Origin of the sequence: Pseudarthrobacter raffinosi (assembly GCF_023913835.1) — a bacterium.
GTDB classification, from domain to species: domain Bacteria; phylum Actinomycetota; class Actinomycetes; order Actinomycetales; family Micrococcaceae; genus Arthrobacter; species Arthrobacter raffinosi.
On sequence record NZ_JAMXBG010000002.1, the window covers coordinates 314,244 to 331,775 of the forward strand.

The 17,532-nt window shown below is 65.6% G+C and carries 20 protein-coding genes; 12 read left to right on the forward strand and 8 right to left on the reverse strand.

Annotated features, from left to right (window positions below):
* Positions 1–32 precede the first annotated feature (32 nt).
* The 4 genes from NG697_RS03290 (at position 33) to NG697_RS03305 (ending at position 2,226) form a co-directional block, all read left to right on the forward strand.
* Positions 33–557 carry an NUDIX domain-containing protein gene (locus tag NG697_RS03290; RefSeq protein ID WP_252609578.1) on the forward strand — a complete coding sequence of 175 codons (525 nt, stop codon included), beginning with the start codon at positions 33–35 and terminating at the stop codon, positions 555–557.
* A 62-nt stretch (positions 558–619) separates the two neighbouring features.
* Positions 620–874 carry a biliverdin-producing heme oxygenase gene (locus tag NG697_RS03295; RefSeq protein ID WP_252599471.1) on the forward strand — a complete coding sequence of 85 codons (255 nt, stop codon included), beginning with the start codon at positions 620–622 and terminating at the stop codon, positions 872–874.
* A 4-nt stretch (positions 875–878) separates the two neighbouring features.
* Positions 879–1,391, forward strand: coding sequence for a DedA family protein (locus NG697_RS03300; RefSeq protein ID WP_252599470.1), 513 nt, complete (start codon positions 879–881; stop codon positions 1,389–1,391).
* 31 nt (positions 1,392–1,422) lie between these two features.
* Complete coding sequence (locus NG697_RS03305) at positions 1,423–2,226, forward strand: thioesterase family protein (RefSeq protein ID WP_252599562.1); 804 nt, start codon at positions 1,423–1,425, stop codon at positions 2,224–2,226.
* A 48-nt stretch (positions 2,227–2,274) separates the two neighbouring features.
* Here NG697_RS03305 and NG697_RS03310 read toward each other — a convergent pair whose 3' ends face one another.
* From NG697_RS03310 to NG697_RS03320, 3 genes are all read right to left on the reverse strand, one after another.
* A complete protein-coding gene (locus tag NG697_RS03310) occupies positions 2,275–3,969 on the reverse strand; it encodes a SulP family inorganic anion transporter (RefSeq protein WP_252599469.1) in 1,695 nt (564 codons plus the stop codon).
* A 22-nt stretch (positions 3,970–3,991) separates the two neighbouring features.
* On the reverse strand, positions 3,992–4,696 hold the full coding sequence (locus tag NG697_RS03315; protein WP_104060881.1) for an endonuclease/exonuclease/phosphatase family protein: 705 nt from the start codon (positions 4,694–4,696) through the stop codon (positions 3,992–3,994).
* Between the two features lie 93 nt (positions 4,697–4,789).
* Entirely contained in the window at positions 4,790–5,179 is a 390-nt protein-coding gene (locus tag NG697_RS03320; RefSeq protein ID WP_252609580.1) for a DUF2177 family protein, read from the reverse strand.
* Here NG697_RS03320 and NG697_RS03325 point away from each other — a divergent pair.
* Complete coding sequence (locus tag NG697_RS03325; RefSeq protein ID WP_374209882.1) at positions 5,172–5,963, forward strand: lipoate--protein ligase family protein; 792 nt, start codon at positions 5,172–5,174, stop codon at positions 5,961–5,963. The two genes, NG697_RS03320 and NG697_RS03325, sit on opposite strands and share 8 nt — an antisense overlap.
* A 50-nt stretch (positions 5,964–6,013) precedes the next feature.
* Here NG697_RS03325 and NG697_RS03330 read toward each other — a convergent pair whose 3' ends face one another.
* From NG697_RS03330 to NG697_RS03340, 3 genes are all read right to left on the reverse strand, one after another.
* Complete coding sequence (locus NG697_RS03330) at positions 6,014–6,655, reverse strand: MBL fold metallo-hydrolase (RefSeq protein ID WP_252613623.1); 642 nt, start codon at positions 6,653–6,655, stop codon at positions 6,014–6,016.
* On the reverse strand, positions 6,652–7,737 hold the full coding sequence (locus NG697_RS03335; RefSeq protein ID WP_252599467.1) for an S-(hydroxymethyl)mycothiol dehydrogenase: 1,086 nt from the start codon (positions 7,735–7,737) through the stop codon (positions 6,652–6,654). The genes NG697_RS03330 and NG697_RS03335 overlap by 4 nt, the downstream gene beginning before the upstream one ends.
* An 83-nt stretch (positions 7,738–7,820) precedes the next feature.
* The gene (locus tag NG697_RS03340) at positions 7,821–8,078 is read right to left on the reverse strand and encodes a mycoredoxin (protein ID WP_056340387.1); all 258 of its coding nucleotides are present in this window, start codon (positions 8,076–8,078) and stop codon (positions 7,821–7,823) included.
* Positions 8,079–8,225: 147 nt separating this feature from the next.
* On the opposite strand from NG697_RS03340, the gene NG697_RS03345 reads away from it, so the two are divergent.
* Positions 8,226–8,957 carry an SOS response-associated peptidase gene (locus NG697_RS03345; protein WP_252599560.1) on the forward strand — a complete coding sequence of 244 codons (732 nt, stop codon included), beginning with the start codon at positions 8,226–8,228 and terminating at the stop codon, positions 8,955–8,957.
* 24 nt (positions 8,958–8,981) lie between these two features.
* Here NG697_RS03345 and NG697_RS03350 read toward each other — a convergent pair whose 3' ends face one another.
* Positions 8,982–9,404 (reverse strand): VOC family protein, encoded by a 423-nt coding sequence (locus NG697_RS03350; protein WP_104060766.1) that lies wholly within the window; start codon positions 9,402–9,404, stop codon positions 8,982–8,984.
* A 19-nt stretch (positions 9,405–9,423) separates the two neighbouring features.
* On the opposite strand from NG697_RS03350, the gene NG697_RS03355 reads away from it, so the two are divergent.
* The gene (locus tag NG697_RS03355; protein ID WP_104060765.1) at positions 9,424–9,744 is read left to right on the forward strand and encodes a chorismate mutase; all 321 of its coding nucleotides are present in this window, start codon (positions 9,424–9,426) and stop codon (positions 9,742–9,744) included.
* A 73-nt stretch (positions 9,745–9,817) separates the two neighbouring features.
* Here NG697_RS03355 and NG697_RS03360 read toward each other — a convergent pair whose 3' ends face one another.
* Positions 9,818–10,207, reverse strand: coding sequence for a hypothetical protein (locus NG697_RS03360; protein WP_056340376.1), 390 nt, complete (start codon positions 10,205–10,207; stop codon positions 9,818–9,820).
* A gap of 154 nt (positions 10,208–10,361) precedes the next feature.
* On the opposite strand from NG697_RS03360, the gene NG697_RS03365 reads away from it, so the two are divergent.
* The 5 genes from NG697_RS03365 (at position 10,362) to pgsA (ending at position 17,528) form a co-directional block, all read left to right on the forward strand.
* The gene (locus tag NG697_RS03365; RefSeq protein WP_104060764.1) at positions 10,362–10,697 is read left to right on the forward strand and encodes a DUF6504 family protein; all 336 of its coding nucleotides are present in this window, start codon (positions 10,362–10,364) and stop codon (positions 10,695–10,697) included.
* Positions 10,694–14,182 (forward strand): DNA polymerase III subunit alpha, encoded by a 3,489-nt coding sequence (locus tag NG697_RS03370; protein ID WP_252599466.1) that lies wholly within the window; start codon positions 10,694–10,696, stop codon positions 14,180–14,182. Before NG697_RS03365 ends, NG697_RS03370 begins: the two co-directional genes overlap by 4 nt.
* Before the next feature lie 115 nt (positions 14,183–14,297).
* Positions 14,298–16,307: a threonine--tRNA ligase gene (gene thrS, locus NG697_RS03375; RefSeq protein ID WP_252599465.1), complete on the forward strand. Its 2,010-nt coding sequence runs from the start codon at positions 14,298–14,300 to the stop codon at positions 16,305–16,307.
* A gap of 20 nt (positions 16,308–16,327) precedes the next feature.
* Positions 16,328–16,915 carry an HIT family protein gene (locus NG697_RS03380; RefSeq protein ID WP_252599464.1) on the forward strand — a complete coding sequence of 196 codons (588 nt, stop codon included), beginning with the start codon at positions 16,328–16,330 and terminating at the stop codon, positions 16,913–16,915.
* Entirely contained in the window at positions 16,905–17,528 is a 624-nt protein-coding gene (pgsA, locus tag NG697_RS03385; protein ID WP_058932331.1) for a phosphatidylinositol phosphate synthase, read from the forward strand. Before NG697_RS03380 ends, pgsA begins: the two co-directional genes overlap by 11 nt.
* The last annotated feature ends 4 nt before the right edge of the window (positions 17,529–17,532 follow it).

A 17,532-nucleotide genomic window follows, 5' to 3' on the forward strand; every position in this document is an offset into this window, starting at 1 on the left:
CCGGGCCACCGGGCACCTGTCAGACTGGTGGAATGGATCACTCCTTGGCTGCCACGTCCCCTGACGCGAACCTCACGATTCCACCGGCCCGGACCGGTCCGCGGGACCCCGGTGACGCCTGGGTGGAGGGCGGCGGCGGCAAGTTCTGGGGCAGGTTCGGTGCCGCGGGCGTGCTGGCTTATGACCCCGGCAAGGGCGTTCTCCTGCAGCACCGCGCGCTGTGGAGCCATAACGGTGGTACCTGGGGACTGCCCGGCGGAGCATTGCACCAGGGCGAGGACGCAGTCACCGGGGCCCTCCGCGAGGCGCACGAGGAAGCCGCGGTACCGGCCGCGGATGTGAGCGTCCTCTTCACGTCTGTGCTGGACTTGGGCTACTGGTCCTACACCACCGTTGTAGTGCTGGTGACCGCGCCTTTTGAGCCCGTAATCAGCGATCCGGAAAGCCTCGAACTCCAGTGGGTTCGGTTGGACGAGGTGGACGCGAAGGAGCTCCATCCCGGTTTCGCAAAATCGTGGCCGGACCTGCGGACGCGCATGCTGGAAGGGCGAGATTAGGGTTGCCTAAGTGCGGTGCGCCATAATGGTGTTCCGACCCCCTGCTGCGCATGAGGAAGAACATGACCGCCCCGCTCTCCGTGTTGCTCACACAGTCCACCAGTGCGGCCCACGAAGAAGCTGAGTCGTCCCCGTTTATGGGCGACCTGCTCAAGGGCAGGATGGACGCGGCCGCCGTCGCTGCCCTCACTGCCCAGCTGGACAAGGACGGGACCGAGGAGGTGCTCGCGCACGCCGCCCACGCCTTCCGGCTCAACGGCGGCATCTTCGCGGACCTGCAGCTCGCCGTCGGGGCCCGACCGCAGCCTGCGGCCTGACCCCATGGACCAGTTCCGGGATCTGCCCTTCGGCGTGGCGGCAGCCAGCCTGTTCGCGATTGTTATGCTGCGCGTGAATGCGACGTACTGGATCGGCCGGGGAGCCGCAGCAGGCATGGAACACACGCGGTTCGCGTCGTCCTGGAACGGCCGGCGTGCCGTCCACGCGAAGGAGCTGGTCCGCCGGTGGGGACCACTCGCCGTGACGCTTTCGTTCCTGACCATCGGCCTGCAGACCGCCGTCAACCTCGCCGCCGGCGCTGCGAAGATGCCGTTGCGGCGCTACCTTCCCGCCGCCGTCGCCGGTTCCATCCTCTGGGCACTGCTCTACGCCACCATCGGGCTCGCCGCCGTGGAGGCGTGGCTGGCGCTGGCTGCCGGCTCCCCGTGGGGGATTGTTGTGCTGGCCGCCGCAGCGGCCGGACTTATCGCCTGGCTGCTGGTACGGCGGCGGCGCCGGTCGCGGGGGAGCGCTGCCGACCGGGCCGAGGCAGGCACAGCGGATAGGGTGGGCTGAGCCACACAAGAACAAAGCGAAAGGGTCAATGTTGACTGCTGCACTCCCGGAACTGGCCGACGGCGATTTCTACTACCAGGCGCAGGGCGACGGCCAATTCCGCTCCACCATCCACGCCCAAGGGGCCTGGAACGAGCACGAACAGCACATGGCGCCAGCGTCCGGACTGATGGCGGACAGCCTGGAGCGCCACGAGCCGCGCGCCGACATGCGCATGGCCCGGCTGAGCTACGAGATCCTGGGCCTGATCCCGGGCGGCGGGTTCCACATCGAAACCACCACCCTCCGCCCCGGCCGGACCATCGAGCTCCTGCAGGCAGAACTGGTAGCCAACGGGCGGGTGGCCATCCGCGCCACCGCGTGGCGGATGATCACCAGCGACACGTCCGCGGTTGCCGCCGTCGAGGACACTGCCATCCCGGCACCGGATGAATGCAAACCGTTCGACGGCGCCGCCATCTGGCCAGGCGGCTATATCCGGTCCCTGGAGATGCGCGTGGCCGAGGGCCACCGGCCCGGCGCCGGCATCGTCTGGCTCCGCACGCAGCACCCCCTGACGGATAAAGCCGACAGCGGCGACCTGGCCCGCCTGATGGGCCTCGTTGACACAGCCAACGGGATCGCGGCCAGGGTCCCGCCGGGCAAGGACAGCTATGCGTTCCCCAACCTGGACCTGCAGATCCACATGTACCGCAGGCCCGACGGCGAATGGCTTGGCTTGGACAACGCCGTCTCCTTCGGAACCGACGGGATTGGCCTCACGTCCACCGTCCTGCACGATCTTCAGGGCCCGTTCGGCCGTGCCGAACAGATCCTGACGCTTCGCCGGACCTGACGGCCTTGCCCGTGACTACCGGACCGCTGTGACTACCTGTCCCTGTGACTAGTCGGCGCCGGTAATGCTTTTGTAGCTGTGCACCGCATTGCGCAGGGTGGGGAAGAAATGGTCCGCAGTGAACCGTGCGCTCGCCCCGAACCGGATCAGGCGGTCCTTGATCGGTCCCTTCATTTCTGCGAAGACCAAGCTGATACCGTCCTGCGCCAGTTCATCGTCGAGCAGAACGAGCTCATCCAGCGCTGTCGTATCAAGGCCTGTGATCGGCTCGGCTGCCACAATGACCCACTTCACCGGCCAGGGCGCAGCGTCCACCAGGCCGTGGATGTGCTCGGCGAACACTTCCCCGTTGGCAAAGAACAACGGTGCATCGAAACGGGCAATCACCAGGCCCTCCACCCGCCGGCCTTCGGGATGCCGGTCCAGGTCATGGAAGCCCGGAACGTCCGCCACGCTGGCCAGCTCAGTGCGGTAGGGATCCCAGGCGCGCTGGACAAAGGCCAGAAGGGACAGTCCAATGGCCACGGCAATTCCCGGCAGGACCCCTACAAAGGCGACGCCGAGGAATGTAACCACCAGGAGGAGGGCCTCCAGCCGGCTCATCCTGACGAGGCGCACGAGCGTTCGCACGTCAACCAGCGAAGACGCCGCCACGATCACCACGGCGGCGAGCGTGGCGGTGGGAAGGAAAGCCGTCACCCCCGGTGTGGCGACCATAAAAAGGACTACGAGCAAGGCTGCCACCACACCGCTGAGCTGCGTCTTCGCCCCGGCGTCGAGCACAATCGGGGTGCGGGAGGAACTTCCGCTCACCGGAAAGCCGCCCAGCACCCCGGTTGCCACGTTGGCGATGCCCAAGGCCCCCATTTCCTCATTGCCGTTGACCCTCGCTCCGCGTCGCGCTGCGAGGCTCTTGGACAAAGTGGAGGTGTCCGCAAAAGCAATCAGCGCGATGCCTGCTGCAGGGCCCACGAGCGACAGGACCTCGTCCACGCCAATTCCGCCCAGCGCAGGGGCCGGGAGTCCCTGCGGCAGGGCGCCCACCATGGGCAGCTGTCCGGCCAGGCCCAGTACGGCCACTGCGGCGATGGAGCCGGCCACCGCGAACAGGACGCTGGGCACCTTCCACGGAAGAAAACGGCCGGCGACAATGACGGCCACACTGCCGGCACCCACAGCCAGGGCGATGGGATTGATACCGCCGCTGAGGACGGCGTCCGCCAGGGACGTGAGGCGCTCAAAGAGGCCATCGGCCGAGACATCGATCCCCAGCAGCCGCGGAAGCTGGCTGACGGTGACGGCCAGTGCGATGCCGTTCAGGTACCCGACGCGGATCGGCCGGGACAGCAATCCGGTCACAAACCCCAGCTTGAAGATCCGGCCGGCTATCAGGAAGACGCCGATCAGGATGGCCAGCACTCCGGCCATGGTCACCGCCTTCTCCGGATCCTGCCCGGCCAGCGGAAGGATGGCGGCCGCGATCATGGGGGCCAGCGCCGAGTCCGGCCCCACAATGACAACCCGGGATGGCCCGAACACGGCATAGAAGATCATGGGCACCACGGAGGCGTACAGCCCGTTCACCGCAGGAAGCCCGCTGGCCTCGGCGTACGCCATCCCTGCCGGCACCAGGGCTGCGCTCAAGGCCGCCCCGGCCACCAGGTCCGACTTCAGCCAGGACCGTTTGTAGCCACGCGCAACACCAACGCCCGGTAGCGCCTTGTTGATCCAGTCGTGCCGCACTCGGGCCTCCAAATTGGTGAAATCAGGACGCGGGGGGCTCCTGGAACGGCGTCGAATCCTGGCCATATTCGGCGGTCACCAGAATCGGCAGGTGGTCGGAGGCGCCGCGGGGCAGGGTTTCCACATTCTCGATGTTCAGTCCCAGGGACGTGGCAAAGTCGAAGTGGCCCTTGAATACTTTGTAGCGGGTGTAGGTCCTGCGGTCGCTGAGGGAGAGTTCGTAGCCGGTGTTCTTCATGTGTTCGTTGAGGTTCTTGGTGAAGAAGGGGTAGTTGAAGTCACCCACCATCAGAGTCATAAGGCCGGTGCCCATACCCAGGAGTTCCGCGTGGGCCGCGTGGATCTGGTTGCGCCGCAGCGAGTTGGTGGCGGTCAGCGGAGCGGCGTGGAACGAGGCGATAACCAGTTCGTGATCGGTCTCGTTGTCCCGCACGCGCGTGCCGATGAGGCGCTCATGGGCGGGCGCCAGGACCATGTCGTGCAGGGACTTTTTGAGCGCGAAGGTCTTGGTGCCGTGGGCCGTGAACCGGTCAGGCCGGTAGTAAATGGCCAGCCCAAGGCGGTTGCCCTTGGTGGAGTCGGCGAGCTGCAGCGGACCCAGCGTGTCCGGCAGGTCCGAGGTGTCACACTCCTGGAGGCACAGGGCATCGACGCCGAAGTTCTGGGCAAGATCAACCAGTTCCCCACTGGCCTGGTGCTTGCGGAGGTTGTAGCTAATGACGCGTATCAGTGGATTACCTCTTCTGAGGAGTAGCGGGTGGACCCAGTTCCTGAGTTTAGCCACCCGATGGGGGACGGTGCAGCAATACACCGCTGGATGTCAGGTGGCGCGGAACACCAGCCAGCCGGCGAGGGTGGACAGTCCCGTCAGGGCGGCACCCCACAGGATGTCCACAACAATGAGCTGCACCGGCCACGTCTTGAGCGTGGCGGCATTCGTCAGGTCATACGTCGCGTAGGCAAAGGCGCCCAGGGCGGCCCCATAGCCGACGGCGGTCAGCCAGCTGCCGCCGTCGAGCGCCGGCCGCAGCGCAAAGAAGACAATCCCCGCTATGTACATGACATAGAAAGCCACGGCGTAACCTAAGTGTGGCTTGTCTGCGAGCAGGTCACCGATGTGGCTGCGGTAGAACGGGTTCATGAGCTTGAGCCAGACGGCGTCGATGACCGCGAACGCAGCCGCGACGACAAGGAATTGCAATATGACCATAAGGGAGCTTAGCAATATGCAGGACGCCGAAGCGGGACTCCGGACGCTCACCGTGGTGCGGCAGGATCATTCCCTCGGCGCCGCACGTGACCTGGAATTCGGCCTCGAACTGCTGACCCAGGCGAAGACCGGCAGGATCGGCCCCACGCTGCGGCTGTACCGGCCCGCGCCGACTGTTGCCTTCGGCCAGCGGGATACCCGCCTGCCCGGCTTCGACGCGGCCGCCCGGGCCTGCCGCGAGCACGGATTCGAACCCCTGGTGCGGAAGGCCGGCGGACGCGCCGCCGCCTACCACGAGGGCACGCTGGTGGTGGACCATGTGATGCCCCATGCGGACGCCATTGCCGGTTCCAAGGGCCGGTTCAGCTTCTTTGGTGAGCTCCTGGCGCAGTCCCTGCGGGACGTCGGTGTGCAGGCAGCGGTTGGCGAAATTCCGGGGGAGTACTGCCCCGGGGAGTTCAGCGTTCACGGCACCCACCCGGACGACCCGGCGCACCGGATCAAGCTCGTGGGCACAGCGCAGCGCGTGGTGAGCGGCGGGTGGCTGTTCAGTTCCGTGATCGTGGTGGAAAATTCCGCCCCCATCCGCAGCGTCCTGACGGACAGCTATGCAGCCCTGGGCCTGGATTGGGACCCAGCCACCGCCGGCGCGGCCAACGATCTGGTGCCTGGCCTCATGGTCCAGGATGTTGAGGACGCCGTTATTGCCGCGTACGCGGGCCACGCCTCCCTCCAGCATGCCGACTTCAGCAGCTATGCAGGATTGGATACTCGGGAGGCGTAGCCCGCGCTTGCCGGGCCGGCTGGCCCGGTTTCAGGCCGGCCGGGGCCCCTTTAGTGGCCCCGGGCGATCCATTCGTCCAGGTGCGGGGCTTCGACCCCGATGGTGGTGCTGGCGCCGTGGCCGGTCCGGACCACCGTTTCGGCCGGGAGCGGCAGCAGCCACGTCCGGATCGACTCGATGATGGTGGGGAAGTCGCTGTAGGACCTGCCCGTGGCGCCGGGGCCGCCCTGGAACAGGGTGTCGCCGCTGAAGAGCGAGCCCTCGCCGTCGGGTCCGTCAGCCAGGTGGAAGGACACCGAGCCGGGCGAGTGACCGGGGGTGTGCAGGGCCGTCAGGCTGGCCCCCGCCACTTCAATGACGTCGCCGTGATTGATGGCGACGTCGGGTTCCACATCCGGGTAGACGTTCCGCCACAGCATCCAGTCTTCCCGGTGGAGGTGGATCGGTGCCTGGACGAGGTCCCAGAAGTCAGCTACTGAACGGATGTGGTCGTCGTGGCCGTGGGTCAGCAGGATCGCCTTGAGCTTCCGGCCACCGACGGCCGCGGCTACGGCCTTGGCATCGTGCGCGGGGTCGATCACCACGCATTCCTCCTCGTTGCCCACGATCCAGACGTTGTTGTCCACATCCCAGGTACCGCCGTCGAGCGAAAACGTTCCGGACGTGACGAGACGATCGATCCGGACGCTCACAGTTCCACCACCGAACGCAGCACGGAACCGGAGTGCATCTTCTCGAACGCTTCCTCCACCTGGTCGATGGTGATCCGCTCGGTCACGAATGCATCCAGGTCCAGCTTGCCCTGCTTGTAGAGGCTGATCAGCATGGGAAAGTCCCGGGACGGCAGGCAGTCGCCGTACCAGGAGGACTTCAGCGAGCCGCCGCGGCCGAAGACGTCCAGCAGGGGCAGCTCCAGGGTCATCTCCGGCGTCGGGACGCCCACCAGCACCACGGTGCCGGCGAGGTCGCGGGCGTAGAACGCCTGCTTGTACGTTTCGGGGCGCCCGACGGCGTCAATCACCACGTCAGCGCCGAAGCCGCCGGTGAGTTCCCGGATTTTCTCGACAGGGTCCGTTGCGGAGGAGTCCACGGTGTGGGTGGCGCCGAGGCCCTTGGCACGGTCCAGCTTTTTCGCGTCGATGTCGACGGCGATGATGGTGGTTGCGCCGGCGAGCGCGGCGCCGGCGATGGCGGCCACGCCCACACCGCCGCAGCCGATGACGGCGACCGTATCACCGCGCTTGACGCCCCCGGTGTTGATGGCGGCGCCCAGTCCGGCCATGACGCCGCAGCCGAGCAGGCCGATGGCGGCAGCATCGGCGTCGGGATCGACCTTGGTGCACTGGCCGGCGGCCACGAGGGTCTTTTCGATGAACGCGCCGATGCCCAGGGCGGCGGACAGTTCGGTGCCGTCCTCAAGCGTCATCTTCTGGGTGGCGTTGAGGGTGTTGAAGCAGTACTGTGCCTGGCCGCGGTTGCACGCGCGGCAGTTGCCGCAGACGGCCCGCCAGTTGAGCACCACGCGGTCGCCCGGGGCGACGTCCGTGACGTCGGGGCCCACGGCGCTGACCACTCCGGTGGCCTCGTGGCCCAGGAGGAACGGGAAGTCATCGCTGATGCCGCCCAGTTTGTAGTGCAGGTCGGTGTGGCAGACGCCGCTGGTGATGATGTCCACCAGGGCCTCGCCCGGGCCCGGTTCCGGGACCAGGATGGTCTCCAGAGTGACCGGGGCCCCTTTGGAGCGGGCTACGACACCTTTGACTTTATGGACCACGAAAGGCTCCCTCAATGCAGATAGACAGAACGGGACCAACACGGATGTTGGTCCCGTTCTGTCTACCACACGAGCTGCCGTGGTCAGGCTGCGAGGCGGCTCTTTACCTCGGCAGCGGAGGGGTTGGTGGCGGCGGTGCCGTCCGGGAAGAGCACGGTGGGGACGGTGCGGTTGCCGCCGTTGAGCTTCTCCACGAGGTCGGCTGTGCCCTCCACCTCTTCGATGTTGATTTCCGTGTAGCCGATGCCCTGCGCGTCCAGCTGCTTCTTCAGCCGGTTGCAGTAGCCGCACCAGGTGGTGGAAAACATGGTGATGGTGCCGTTCTCGGGGGTAAAGTCCACGGAGCTCTCCTGAAATCGTTGAGGGGGTTCGTTCCTGTCAACGGTAACCCGCGGCGGGCTATTCCCTGAGCCTGCCCGGCGGATGCGGTGCCGGATGACAGTACATAACGCTGATGGCATGCTGGAGCCATGTGTGGACGCTATGTGATGGCACGGGCCGTGGGTGACTTGCTGGCCGACTTTGATGCCCAGCTGGAAGAGGAAGTGCACCTTCCGCCGTCATGGAACGTGGCGCCGACCGACCACGTGCCGATCGTCCTGGAACGGCTGATCGACGACGGCCCCGTGCGGCAGCTGCATGTGGCCCGCTGGGGCCTGGTGCCGTCCTGGGCGAAGGATCCGGGCATCGGCCCCAAGATGATCAACGCGCGGAGCGAGACTGTGCTGGAGAAGCCGGCCTTCCGCAAGGCCGTGAAGTCACGTCGCTGCGCCGTCCCGGCGGACGGGTACTACGAATGGAAGCAGGGCACCGGCAAAGCCAAACAGCCCTACTACGTCCATCCAGGCAAAGGCAGTGGGCTGGTGTTCGCGGGCCTGTATGAGTGGTGGAAGGATCCGTCCAAGGCCGAGGGTGATCCCGGACGGTGGATGCTCTCCACATCCATCCTGACGGCAGACACCCCGCCGCCCGGTGCCGAGTCCACAATTTTCGGCAAGCTCACCGCCTTGCACGACCGCGTGCCGCTGCCCATGGACCGGGCCACGATGGCGTCGTGGCTTGATCCGCAGATCGATGACGCCGCCTTCCTCGTGGACCTGGTCCGGGCCCACGTGAAGGAAGTCGCGGCCGACTGGCATGTGGATTCGGTAGGCACCGAGGTGGGCAACGTACGCAACAACTCCCCGGAACTGATCCGGCCGGTGGAAGCCTTGTTCTAAACCGGCACTCGGGGCCACATGCCCCTAAACGGTGACCTTGCCGGCGTCGTCCACTGTCCACGTGGGGTTGTAGGCAACTTCCCAGCGGAAGCCGTCCGGATCGGCGAAATAGCCGCTGTACCCGCCCCAGGGCTGGGTGACCGGCGCGGCGACGATAGTTGCCCCGGCCGATGCCGCTTCCGCCATGACCCGGTCCACCGCCTCGGTGCTGGGCAGGTTGTGGCTGAGCGTGATGCAGGGGACCGGGCCGGGGGCACCTACCCCCGCCTCGGCGTGCATCTGCGCGGCGTCCCACAGGGAAAGGATGAGGCCGTGGTTGACCTGGATGAACACCACATCGCCGGGAAACTCGCGGTGGACAGGCCAGCCGAGGCCCTCCGCGTAGAACCGGCGGGAGGCGTCAACACTGCGAACGCCTAGTGAGATGAAGTCGACTCTGGGCTGCATGCTTCGATACTCTCAGTTGATGGCAACAATTCAAGGAAACGATAGGGACGCTTTGGCCGACAAAGAACAGCTCGCTGCGGTTCGGATTGCGGTCGACGAAGTTGACGAGCAGATTGTCACCCTCATTGCGCGGCGTGAACGCCTGATCCGGATCGCCGGAACCCTGAAAGGGGACGACGCTGAAGTCCGCGCCCCCGGCCGGGTGGAACGGGTGATCGAGCATGTCCGGGCCGCCGCGGAAAAGAAGGACATTGACCCGGACATCGTGGAATCAACGTACCGGGCCATGATCTCGGGGTTCATTGAACTCGAAATGAAGGTCCACAAAGAAAGCAGCTGACGACGCGCCGGGTGCTGTCCGGACACAGTTCCGGCAGCACCTGCCGCGGTGTTCCCTAGAGCGTTTCGTCGACTTAGAGCGCTTCGTCGACGGCGACGCCCGACTGGAACTCCCGGCCGTCAGCCTCGCTGAAGGCCGACATGATGTGGCCCTTGCCCAGGCCATGGACGGCCGCGACGGGGAAGTTGCCGGTGATGGTGCTGCCCGAGTGCGTCACGCCGCCAAGATCATAGTTTTCCTCGGCGCTCTGGTCATGGCTGAACGAGTAGAAGGCAATGGCCTCCCCGTTCATGAACTCAATGCCCAAGCGTCTTTGCGATGAGTAATCAGGGCTCGCCGCCACCAGTCCCACTACGTACGCACCTGCCCCCGGTATGTTGCCGTCGATATCAAAGGTTGCCACGAGCTTTTCGTCCTGGGCCTTGATGCTTACGTGCTTGAGGAGTGCGTCATTGGTGCTCATGCCACAATCCTGCCTCCCTGCTGCCCGTCCGTCCACCCCTGTCTAGGTTTTGTCGGAGCGTCGTCGTAGACTCAAGGTATTCGAACATGTATTCGAATACCTTGCTTTTGCATCAGCATTTTGCATCAGCTCCGTTCAGTTCCGGGAGGCGCCCATGGGTATGTTCAGCGAGTCCGTGGACGTTGTCTGCACCCCCGCCGGCCAGCCGCTGAACCTCCAGTGGGCCGGACGGCACTACACGGTGTGCGCCGAGCCCGTCCGGTGGTATGAACGCCGGCAGTGGTGGGCCGAGGAACGCCGTGCGCCGCTCGGCAGCGGGCCGGGGCTGGTGGACCACGAAATCTGGCGCGTCCAAGTGCAGGCGGACCCGCGGGGTGCCGGCCCCCGGGATGCAGGAGAGCCGCTCACCCTGGACCTGAGCCGGCATACCGGCAGCGGCCGCTGGAGGCTCCTGCGGATCCACGACGCCCTCCGGCCACAAACAGCATGAGCTTCTCCCACCTTCACGTTTCCACGGCCTTCAGTGCACACTATGGCGTTGCCTGGCCCGACGAACTGGCCCAGGTTGCCGCCGCGGACGGCGCAACCGCGCTCGCCTGCACGGACAGGGACGGCCTCTACGGCACCATCAAACACCTCAAAGCCTGCATGGAAGCCGGCATCGACCCCATCGTGGGGGTGGACCTTGCGGTTTTCGACGACGACGGCGACCACCGCACCCAGCTCGCCGGCAGGGTGGTGGTGCTCGCCCGCGGCCATAACAACGGGGCGGGCTACCGCGCACTGTGCCGGCTGGTGTCCGATGCCCATGCCCGCACCTCCGGCAAAGCCGGGGGAGCGGTGCCCGTGGCGGTCACCCGCGCCGAACTCGCCTCCCGCACGCTCGACCCCAAAACCCTGAAACCGGTCCTGACGGTCCTGATCGGCCCGGATTCCGACGTTGGACGGGCCATGAGCGGCCGGCGCTACCTCCGTCCGCGCACCCTTTTCAAAAGCTGGCTGGACGCCATGCCCCCAAGAACCCTGGTGGCGGAAGTCGTTTCCCAGCTCACTGCCCCCGGAGCGCCCCTGAGCACCGCCCACGCAGTACGAATGCTCAAACTCGCGGAAGAACACCACGTACCCGCCGTGCTCACCAACGCTGTCCGCTACTGCGCAGAGGACGGCGCCGCCACAGCTGACGTGCTCGACTCCGCCCGGACGCTGAAGTCCCTCCCCGAGCTCGCGGCCGAACCGCTGCTCCAGCCCAACGGGCAGGCCTGGCTCAAATCCTCAGCGCAGATGCTTCAGCTCGGCAAGGAAATCATCCGCGCCGCAGGGTATGGCGCAGCGGACCTCAAACAGCTGATGGCGCAGACCGAGGCGCTCGCCGACTTCTGCCGGATTGACCCGGTGACTGACATGGGCTGGAAGCAGCCGGTGGTCCCCGAGGCATCGGTCATAGGCATCAGCCGGGACCCGCACGATGAACTGGTGCAGCGCTGTGAGGCCGGGATCAGCAGGCGGTTCCCCGGAATATCAGGCTCAGCCCACAAGGACATGCGCTCGCGGCTGGAGCACGAGCTGGGAATCATCAGGAACCTCGGGTTTTCCTCCTATTTCCTCACGGTCGCGGAGGTCTCCCGGATGATCATGGACATGGGGGTCAGGGCAGCCGCCCGCGGTTCCGGGGCCTCCAGCCTGGTCAACTACCTGATTGATGTCAGCCAGGTGGACCCCCTGCAACACGACCTGATCTTCGAACGTTTCCTGTCCCGGGACCGGGCCACGTTGCCGGACATCGACATCGACGTCGAAAGCGCCGAACGGCACAACGTGTACCGGCGGATCTTTGACCGATTCGGTTCCGAGCGCGTCACGCTGATGAGCATGCAGAACGGGTACCGCGCACGCGGTGCCGTCCGCGACGCCGGGATGGCCCTGGGGATGGACGATGACGACGTCGGTGAGATAGCCAAGCAGCTGTGGCGTTTTTCGGCCCGGAAATTCCGTGAGGCACTGGTTGAGAAACCTGAGCTGCGGGAGTTCGCCGGGCGGGTGGAACAACGGGACTTCGCCGAAAACCAGCAGCTTGACCTGCTGGTGGACCTCACGGAACGGCTGGACCGGCTGCCCCGTCATATCTCCATGCATCCCTGCGGGGTGATCCTGGGCGATGCCACGCTGCTTGACCGGACCCCTGTGCAGCCCAGCGGGCTGGGGCTGCCCATGAGCCAGTTCGATAAACACGACATGGATCCCATGGGCATGCTCAAGCTTGATGTCCTGGGGGTCAGGATGCAGAGCGCGATGGCGTTTGCCGTCCGGGAAGTCATCCGGATCCATCCTTCCAAAGCGGAAGTGGTGGCGGCAGGGGCCCACCCTGCAGGTCCTGACGGGACCGGGCCGGACTACATCGCCGAGAACGGCCACATCGACCTCAACGCCGTGCCGCTGGATGATGAACCAACCTACGAACTGATCCGCAGCACCCACACCCTGGGCTGCTTCCAGATCGAGTCACCCGGCCAGCGTGAACTGATCGGCAAGCTGGCGCCGCGTGAGTTCAATGACCTCATCATCGACATTTCGCTGTTCCGGCCAGGCCCCATGAAATCGGACATGGTGCGGCCTTTCCTGGAGCACCGGCACGGCTTCGCGCCGGAGGTGTACCCGCACCCGGACCTGAAACCCGTGCTGCAGGAAACCCATGGCGTCACTGTCTTCCATGAACAGATCCTGAAAACCTTCCACGTGATGACCGGCTGCGGCCTGGCACGCGCGGATGAGTTCCGCCGGGCGCTCGGCAACGAGGTCCACGAGCTGAAAGTGGAAGAGTTCTTCCGCAAGGAGGCCCGGGTCAAGGGGTACTCCCCGGAAGTGGTGGACAAGGTCTGGGGGACCCTGAAAGCCTTTGGCAGTTTCGGCTTCTGCAAGGCGCACGGTGCGGCATTTGCCGTTCCCACCTACCAGTCCGCCTGGCTCAAGACGCACCACCCCGAGGCTTTCCTAGCCGGGCTGTGGGAACACGATCCCGGAATGTACCCCAAACGGCTGCTGGTGGCCGAGGCCCGCAGGCTGGGCATCCCCATCCTGCCGCTGGACATCAACCGCAGCCAGGCCGAGTACCGGGTGGAACGGGTGACGGACGGGCCGGACGCCGGCAAGCTGGGGATCAGGCTGAGCCTTAACGGCATCTATGGCCTGTCCGGGACCGAGCTCAAGCGGATTGTCGCCGGCCAGCCCTACGACTCCCTGGCTGACCTCCGTGCCCGGTCCAGGCTGAGCAAGCCAAGCATCAAAAGGCTCGCCCAGCTGGGTGCCTTTGACTCCCTGCACCGTGAATCGGGAGGCGCCGCCAACCGCGCAGACCTCGTCCAGCACCTGCAACAGCTCCAGGCCGCGGGCGGTACCCGGAAGGGCCTCGACATCATGGACGGGCAGCTGTCCCTGCCGCTGGGGGATGTGGAGCTGCGGAACGTCAAGCCCGGGCTTCCCGCGCCCACCCTGGTGGAAAACGTCCGGGCAGAACTGGACCTGATGGCCATTGATGTCAGCGGGCACCTGATGGACAGCCACCGGCCCATGCTGGACCGGCTGGGGGTCACCACTGCAGACAAACTGTTGAGCCTGCGCAACGGCACCGAGGTGCTGGTGGCCGGGGTGCGCATCGCCACCCAGACACCGCCCATGCGTGGCGGCCGGCGGGTGGTGTTCATCAGCATCGACGATGGCACCGGCTGCGTCGACTCCGTGTTTTTCCATGAAGCCCAGGAACAGGCGGGGCTGCTGCTGTTCGGCACCAGGCTGCTGCTGATCCGGGGCACCACCCGGCGGACAGGTCCCCGGGGAATCAGCCTGAGCGCCAGCATGGCCTGGGACCTGAGCCGGGTGGAATCCCTGCCGTTCGCGGCGGATCGGGTGGAGAGCACCGATGTGCCGCATCCTTTGGACGGGATCAGCCGAAGCCTGGCGATTACCGGAATGGGCGGCTGAGCGGCCGCGGTCCCGTTGGTCGGCCTCCCGGGAACCCGATAGCATTGACGATGGCTGGCTGTGGTCCCCGTACGCCGCAAGCTATGAAGCCTAAAACTTTGAATAGGAGACACCCGTGTCAGATGCCCAGCAGATCACCCTCATCGTCGATGGCGAAGAGACCAAGGTGACTACCGGGACAACCGGTGCGGAACTCTTCTTTGAGCGCCGCGATGTTGTTGTTGCCCGCGTCAACGGCGAGCTGAAGGACCTGGACCAGGAGCTGCCCGAGGGCGCCGAGATCGAGGGCGTCACCATCGATTCCCCGGACGGACTGGACGTACTCCGCCACTCCACCGCCCACGTCATGGCCCAGGCCGTGCAGCAGCTGCGCCCGGACGCCAAGCTGGGCATCGGCCCGTACATCACCGACGGCTTCTACTTCGACTTCGACGTCGCAGAACCGTTCACCCCCGAGGACCTCAAGACCCTCGAGAAGATGATGCTCAAGATCGTCAACCAGAACCAGAAGTTCGTCCGCCGCGTGGTCAGCGAGGACGAGGCCCGCGAGGCCATGAAGAACGAGCCCTACAAGCTCGAACTCCTGGGGAAGAAGAACAACGCCGCCGAAGCCGGCGAGGGCGTCAACGTCGAGGTCGGCGCCGGCGACATCACCATCTACAACAATGTCGAGCGCAAAGAGGGCACCACGGTCTGGTGCGACCTCTGCCGCGGCCCGCACCTGCCCAACACCAAGCTCATCTCCAACGCCTTCGCCCTGACCCGATCCTCCTCCGCGTACTGGCTGGGCAACCAGAAGAACCAGCAGCTGCAGCGCATCTACGGCACCGCCTGGCCCACCAAGGAAGCGCTCAAGGCCTACCAGGAGCGCATCGCCGAGGCTGAGCGGCGCGACCACCGCAAGCTCGGCGTCGAACTTGACCTGTTCTCCTTCCCTGACGAGCTGGGCTCCGGCCTGCCCGTGTTCCACCCCAAGGGCGGCATTATCCGCAAGGAGATGGAGGACTACTCCCGCCAGCGCCACGTCGACGCCGGCTACGAGTTCGTCTACACGCCCCACATCACCAAGGGTCACCTGTACGAAGTCTCGGGCCACCTGGACTGGTACAAGGAGGGCATGTTCCCGGCCATGCATGTGGACGCGGAACTCAACGAGGACGGCACCGTGCGCAAGCCCGGCCAGGACTACTACCTGAAGCCGATGAACTGCCCCATGCACAATCTGATCTTCCGCTCGCGTGGACGGTCCTACCGCGAACTGCCCCTGCGTCTCTTCGAGTTCGGTTCGGTCTACCGGTACGAAAAGTCCGGCGTGGTACACGGCCTGACCCGGGTCCGTGGCATGACACAGGACGACGCCCACATCTACTGCACCCGCGAGCAGATGAAGGACGAACTCACCAAGACCCTGAAGTTCGTGCTCGACCTGCTGAAGGACTACGGCCTGAACGACTTCTACCTGGAGCTGTCCACCAAGGACCCGGAGAAGTACGTCGGCGAAGACGCAGCCTGGGAAGAAGCTACCCGGACACTCGCCGAAGTGGCCGAGGAATCCGGCCTGGAACTCGTCGCGGATCCGGGCGGCGCGGCCTTCTACGGCCCGAAGATCTCCGTCCAGACCAAGGATGCACTCGGGCGAACCTGGCAGATGTCCACCATCCAGCTGGACTTCAACCTCCCGGAACGCTTCGAGCTGGAATTCCAGGCAGCTGACGGCACGCGCCAGCGTCCTGTGATGATCCACCGTGCGCTCTTCGGTTCCATCGAGCGGTTCATGGGTGTCCTCACCGAGCACTACGCCGGCGCGTTCCCCGCGTGGCTTTCCCCCGTGCAGGTGGTGGGCATCCCGGTGGCCGAAACGTTCAACGAATACATGTTCGACGTCGTTGACCAGCTCAAGGCGGCGGGCATCCGCGCAGAGGTGGATACGTCCTCGGACAGGTTCCCCAAGAAGATCCGCACCGCCAGCAAGGACAAGATCCCGTTTGTCCTGATCGCCGGCGGCGACGACGCCGAGGCGGGCGCGGTGTCCTTCCGTTTCCGTGACGGGAGCCAGGACAACGGCGTGCCGGTGGCCGAGGCCGTCAAGCGGATCACGGAAGCCGTCCGTAACCGGACCAGCTAGCGGAAACGGATAAGAACACGGTGCAGGAGAACACAGGCGCAGGCTATCCAGGGGATGCCGGCGTGACAGATGACTTTGAGCTCGCGGGCGTGCCGGATGCTTTCCAGCGCCTGTGGACTCCGCACCGGATGGCCTACATCAAGGGCGGCCAGCACCAGTTCAAGGGCGAGTTCGACTGTCCCTTCTGCGTGGGTCCGGGCCGGACTGACGAGGAAGCCCTGATCGTCTACCGGGGGAAGACCAGTTACGTGGTCCTCAACCTGTTTCCCTACAATCCGGGGCACCTCCTGGTCTGCCCGTACCGGCATGTCCCGGACTACACGGACCTCACGGTGGAAGAGACCGCGGAATTTGCGGAGATCACCCAGACGGCCATGCGGGTCCTGCGCAAGGTGGCGAACCCGGGCGGGTTCAACCTCGGCATGAACCAGGGCGTAGTTGGCGGGGCAGGAATCGCCGCGCACCTGCACCAGCACATCGTGCCGCGCTGGGGCGGGGACGGCAACTTCTTCCCCATCATTGCCCAGACCAAGGCCATCACCCAGACCCTGGATGAAGTCCGCCAGCAGGTTGCAGAGGCCTGGCCCGGGGAGACGGATGCTGAATAGGCATGCGCGCGGGTTTTTCACCGCGCTTTTCACTCCGCTTGCGCGCTGGCTCCTGAAAATCGGTGTTTCCCCTGATGCTGTGACGGTCATCGGAACCGCCGGCGTGGTGGTGGGTGCGTTGGTCTTCTACCCCCTCGGCCAGCTCTGGTGGGGGACCCTGTTCATTACCGCGTTCATTTTCTCGGACGTGCTTGACGGCATTATGGCCCGGCTGCGGGACACTGGCGGCCGCTGGGGAAACTTCCTGGACTCCACCCTGGACAGGATCGCCGACGGCGCGCTGTTCGCGGGTGTGGCCATCTGGTTCTTCACCGGGGGCGACGATTACGCCATCGCCGTCGCCGCCATGCTGTGCCTCGTTTTGGGCATGGTGGTCTCGTATGCGCGGTCCAAGGCCGAATCCCTTGGCTTCACGGCGAATGTGGGCATCGCCGAGCGCGCCGAGAGACTGGTTTCGGTGCTCGTGGTCACCGGATTTACCGGCCTGGGATTGCCCCCGGTGGTTCTTCTGGTGACGCTTGGACTCCTGGCCTTGGCCAGCCTCATCACGATCATCCAGCGCGTAGCCACCGTCCACCGCCAGGCCTTTGCGGAGTCCGCAGCTTCGGATTAAGCCT